Below are 5011 nucleotides of genomic sequence, written 5' to 3'. Positions count from 1 at the left end.
GGACGATCCCCAGCTTCCACCACAGCAGAAACCGAATCAGCTCGACCAGTGACTACACCACTCGGCGGGACACCATCCCCGCCGGCCCATCGGAGACCACCAATCGTCCCAGGGGCAGCGATCATCCTCTGATGGAGTGTCACGCACGCTTGTCCACCGGTTGTCCGCCGGGACCCTTTGTGTCAGAGCGTCATATCGTCGATCTCGGCACAGAAACCAAACCTCCGACCTACGCATGACGATGCACAGGGAGACAGTGCCCGATTTCCTGAGATTCCAAGGTCAACGAAAACAAAGAAACCCCAGGTCACGGCGAGTGAGTCCTGGGGTCCCTCAGAGCCGCCTTCGGGATTCGAACCCGAGACCTACGCATTACGAGTCAGCACATGCCCGTCTTGATCTTGGTCAATCACGCCGGGATCTTCGGCAAAATGCCAGGTCATGGAGGGTGTCGCTACTTCTCCCTGCCTGGTCTTGCCGACTCTTTCCTGGTCCTTCCGTTCCCATGGCGTTCCCATCCGCTGCCCACGCAGGCACCCCAGAGCTGTCGTGAGCGGCGACGTCGCAGGTGGGAGCTGGAACTAGAACCGGGGAGCTTCGCATCGGCATTGGGAAATGAAAGGCATCTCGCCCCCTTCACCCGGGGCCGAGCCGATGACCGTTCTCGCAGGTCAGCCGCGTGGAATCAGCGTAGCGCAACAGCTCTCGCTGATCTGTCGCCACGAGGGTCGCTCCTATTTCGGCCCACTCCAGTCCTTGCCCCGCGGCCGGCACCGCCAGGCCAGGTTCTTCACGCCGCCAAGAGGTGAATTCTGGGGCCCTCGCCCTACTTCCGGTAGCGTCCTCAGGTGCGGAGCTGGGATGCTGGTGTACAGAGGGATTCACGAGGGCCGGAGGGGGTGGGCCATGGCGTACTCGACTCGTATGGCTGCGGCTCTCTCTGGGGCCACGACCGGGCAGCTGCGCTCGTGGCGGCAGGACCGTGGCAACGGTCCCGTTCTCTGCCCTGAGCTTGCGGCCAAGCCGGCCCTGTACTCCTTCCGGGACGTGCTGGCGCTACGCGCGTTCGCGATCCTGCGTCAGGACGTGTCGCTGCAGAAGATCCGCAAGGCCCTGGCCACGCTGAAGCGGTTCGGCGAAGTCGAGCACCTGTCCAGCTACTCCCTGGTGGCTGAGGGCGACTCCATCGTCCTGGTGGGCGACAGGAACGACGATCACGCGACCGACCTGGTCAAACATCCGGGGCAGAGAGTGATCGCCACCATGGCTGACATCCTTCAGGAGTTCGCGCCCCGCGCCGGCGTGGTCGTTCCGCATCTTCTACGGCCCAAGCAACATGTCAGCGTCGATCCTGAGACCCAGGGCGGGCAGCCGGTCATCACCGGCACTCGTGTCCCCTTTGATGCCGTGGCCGAGCTCGTGGAGGACGGCATCCCTCCCGAGAAGATCGCTGACTACTACCCCGGCGTGACAGCGGAGGCCGCTCGTGACGCGGTGTCCTTCGCCCTCTACGTGGACAGCTACAGCCCGGGACCGCGCGCTGCCTGATGCGAATCCTCATCGACGAGAACGTCCCAGTGCAGATGCTGGAGATGCTCAGGCGGCTGCTTCCTGGGCATGAGGTGCGCCACGTCAGCGAGCTCAAGTGGTCTGGGAAGAAGGATCTAGCTCTCCTTCCCGACGCCGCGAAGCGAGGCTTCGCAGCCTTCCTGACAAAGGACGGGCGTCAGTTGGAGGACCCTTCGGAGACAGCCGCCATCAAGAAGTCGGGCATGCACCACATCCGGTTCAGCCATGGCCATAAGGGCATGGCTGGCCTGGGCCTGGCCATGGGCGCAGTGATCGCCTCGATGCCGCTCCTCATCCGTGAACTCGAGGCAGCGGAGGGCCAGCAACTCGTTCACATCAAAGGGCTGAACCCCGGTAGTAAGCAGCGGTTCGATCTGGTTGACCCCGCCAAGGAACCGCCCCGCTACTGGCCGCGATAGTCGTCTCTGGCGATGCTGCTCCACGCGCCGAGGTGTCGGTGGCGGTCGAGGTGTTGCCTGCCGGTGCTTCAGCGCCAGGTGGGGAACCCCAGGGCGAACTGGAGTACCACCCGTGCGCCCCGACCTGGTGACGAAGTTCTTGGCCGACACCGCCTTCGAAGAGGGCCGCTGCCGCCGCTCCGTCCGCACTCCTGTCTGGACTCCTTCTGCGTGCGGCAACCTGACGCTGTCACGCTGGCAAGGCCGAGTTGAGAAGGCATTCGTGGGACAGCCGGGCCGTTAGAGTCAGGCCATGTCACTGGTGCGCGCCGAAGCCGACTGGATCCGACTGTGCGGAATTGCCGGACTGGACGACTGTCAGCGGGGTCTGCTGGAGGGCGTGTTGGCGGCGTGCGACCCGGATTCGGTCCTGACCCGGCACGTCAGCGGTGCCCGGACAGCGGTAGCCGCGATTGCGCGGGCCCACTCCGCGCTGGAGTCGCGGGCGCGGAAGGGCCGGAAGGAGCCGCAGCCGTTCGAGAGGCCGACGCTTCAACTGGTCACCACCGCACTGGCGGCCCTCGACGCGATGAAGTCGCACTTGCAGGCAGGCGCGCTCGACGGTGCCATGCACGAGCTGAGAGCCATCCAAGCAGGCGGTGTGGCTGGGATTCGCGATCCGGATGACTGCGACGCGTTCGCCACGCTCCTGGCTGCCCGGGTGGTCGACGTGCGCGCCGCCATCGAGTGCGGCTTCGTGGCTGCCTGGCGCGGGACGCCCGCCCTGGACGCTAGGCAACGGCTCGCGCTGGAAGTGGCTGCCCTGTGCGTGTTGGAGGGCCGGTGGCATGCTCAACTTACCGACGACGTGCGCTCTGCGCTGAGCAGCCGGGGCCCGCTCGACGCTGGCCAATTGCTGCGTGTGCTGTTGCCTGCGGAGCGGGACTTCCGGGTGGCCGTGGTCGTCGAGGGCACCTCCCGGCTGGAGTCAATGGCCGGGCTGATGGACCCAGCAGCGGCAGCGACGGCAATCATGCCGGGAGAGCCGATAGTCGGCTGGGGCCACGCTACGGCCGACCTGGAGGCGCTCGCCGACCTTGCTGCGGCGGCGTCCACCACGCGCCGCCACTGGTCGAGAAATCAGGCGGGCGGCCACGTTCTGCTGACCTTTACCGTGCGTGCTCGCGACCTGGGCGGCGCCGCATTGTTGGGTCGGCGCATAGCCTCGGAGTCGCTCGACCAATACGTGGCGGGCCAGCGTCTCGCGGAGATTCGGCTCCGGTCCGAGACACTTGCGCACGCGCCTGGTTCGCGCCGAGTGCTGCGGCTCACGGTTCCCGTCCTGGGGGCGGGTCCGGTACGACCGTTGACCACCGGATGGCCGCTTGCGCTGCGCGAAAGCCTGCGTACCGCGCACATCGCCCGGATCGTTGAGGCTCCAACGACTGCCGCCGGACTGTGCTGGGCCGCGCTGGAGGCGCTGGATGTCAAGTCCAGAGACGGCAGGATCCTCGCGTTGGCCCGGGCCTTGAGCCTCCAGGCCACCCGCCAGCAGACTGTCGACCTGCATCAGCGGACGCGCACGGCGGTGGCAGCTGAAGTTGCGGCCGCGCGCACCGCCCAACGCAGGGCGCAGGACGAGGCTGACCGTCTGGAGGATGCCGCTGCCAAGGCTGCGGGTAGCGAGCATGTTGCGGCCTTGGCAGCGAAGGCGGCGACAGCCCGCACCGCCGCGCTCGATCGGCATGCTGCGCTGGAGCGTGCCAAGGAGGCTGAGGTGTACCGCGCGGCAGTGGACGCCTGGACCGGCGTTGGGGAGGACGGGTTTCTGCGCGATGCAGACCGCTGGCTCGACACGTTTGCGCCGCCAGCCGACGCGGACCCGACATTGCGCGCAGCTGCCGACGGCTTGACCGCGCTCAGCGACCGACTCGGCGGGGAGACGTCCGCCCAACTGCGAGCCTGGCGCGCGCGGATGGTCGCTCCCCTCTCTCTTTCCCAGTGGATCGAGGAAACCGCCGAGCGTTTCGAGAAGTGCCTCGACTGGCTGTACGCGCTGCGCAACACTGCGCTGCACGACGGCCGGTTCGACTCCACCACCGATCTGCTGGATGTCCACATGGGGCGTTCCCTGGTCGACCTGACGCTGGAGTTCCTGGGCAACTGGTATCAGCATGCGGTCACGCCTACACGAGAAAAGCCCGGAATGACCGCGTTTGAGGTCATCGAGCATCTTGCCGATCGGCAACAGGCCGTACTGGGCGAACTACGTCGTGGCACCTGCGCGGGACTCAATGTGACTCGGCTCACGAGCCCGACCTCGGACGGATGGGACCGAGCCTGACCTGGCGATCCAAAGCTGAATGAAAGGAAGGGAGTGTCCTGCCATTTGAACGAGCACGCCCACGTGGACGGCCGGGGGCTCGAACCCCGATCTCTCCCAGGCGAACCGGTGCGATGGTGAATCGCCGCACCTGACGTGCTCCGGCCCAGCCACCCATCCTACGGCCATGACAGCCCTGGTGACAGACCACCAGGAACCGAGCACGCCTGCTACATGACCGTTCGGTCCTCGTCGTCCGCCGACTACGGCGTGGGGCGGCGCGGTGGGTTGGTCATCCCGCACAGAGCTGCCGCCTCGTCTCCGGGAAGTGTCTGTCTGTCAGCTATCCGCTCGGCCAGTACGAGGACCTTTTGCCAGGTACCGTCCAGCACTGAGTCAGCGAGGTCGTGTGCCCGCCACCAGTCGGCCGCATCCGGCTCGTCGGGAGTACTCGTGCCGAACCGCAGATCCTGACCGAACTCGGCCAGACGACGTCGTGCAGTGTCACGATCGCCGCATCCCGCACGCTCGACAAAGAATGCCCGCGTTTCGGTCCACTGACCGGTCTCGTGCAGCCATCGCTCCTCGGCTCGTTCGCCAGCTGCAAGGACGGTCATCATCTGTCTCACCGTGGAGCCGACCAGGATGGTGTCCCGCCGAGTGGTGTAGTCACTGGTCGAGCTGATTCGGTTTCTGCTGTGGTGGAAGCTGGGGATCGTCC

At 66.2% G+C, this 5011-nt stretch carries 3 protein-coding genes and 1 pseudogene; 3 read left to right on the top strand and 1 reads right to left on the bottom strand.

The window, feature by feature from the left end:
- Nucleotides 1-906: 906 nt before the first annotated feature.
- The 3 genes from AC31A1_RS46525 (at nt 907) to AC31A1_RS46515 (ending at nt 4311) form a co-directional block, all read left to right on the top strand.
- Nucleotides 907-1548: a DUF433 domain-containing protein gene (locus AC31A1_RS46525; protein WP_489659116.1), complete on the top strand. Its 642-nt coding sequence runs from the start codon at nt 907-909 to the stop codon at nt 1546-1548.
- Entirely contained in the window at nt 1548-1988 is a 441-nt protein-coding gene (locus AC31A1_RS46520) for a DUF5615 family PIN-like protein (protein ID WP_489659115.1), read from the top strand. The genes AC31A1_RS46525 and AC31A1_RS46520 overlap by 1 nt, the downstream gene beginning before the upstream one ends.
- A 292-nt stretch (nt 1989-2280) precedes the next feature.
- Nucleotides 2281-4311 carry a hypothetical protein gene (locus AC31A1_RS46515; protein WP_489659114.1) on the top strand — a complete coding sequence of 677 codons (2031 nt, stop codon included), beginning with the start codon at nt 2281-2283 and terminating at the stop codon, nt 4309-4311.
- A gap of 242 nt (nt 4312-4553) precedes the next feature.
- Here the strand turns inward: AC31A1_RS46515 and AC31A1_RS46510 are convergent.
- Nucleotides 4554-5011 (bottom strand): annotated as a pseudogene (locus tag AC31A1_RS46510) (hypothetical protein); the annotation flags it as partial.

This window comes from Streptomyces sp. P5F9 (assembly GCF_057961495.1).
The sequence above is the reverse complement of the archived record's forward strand: the minus strand, read 5'-3'. Positions and strand labels throughout refer to the sequence as shown.